Here is a 318-nt window from a genome sequence, read left to right as displayed (position 1 = left end):
AAATGACCATTGCTTCCTTTGTGACTTTACGGCGAATAGAGTCTTCAAAATAAGGATTTAACAAGTCATCTTTTAGCTTATGGAGGTGCTCTTTTTCATTAATTTTCCAAAGTATATCAGGAATCTCATCCGTTGCTTGAGACACTTCCGAATTTAATTCATCACAAAGTTCGTCAACGATTCGAATGAGATCTGTCGAATCATAAAATTCATGATTGTAAACCCGTAACCGGTCCATTGTTCTAGCGAGAGCTTCTACGCTGCCTTTTGTTTGGGGGCGAAAAGGGCGACAGACCATTGTTCTGAACCCTGCATCTT

Annotated in this window: 1 pseudogene; it reads right to left on the bottom strand. The window is 39.9% G+C overall.

The features are described from left to right. Nucleotides 1–318: pseudogene (locus tag ACYQ4S_RS12560) on the bottom strand (IS21 family transposase); the annotation flags it as partial.

Source organism: Alkalibacterium sp. s-m-28 (assembly GCF_054658175.1).
Note: the sequence above shows the minus strand (reverse complement) of the source record. Positions and strands in the feature narration are given on the sequence as shown.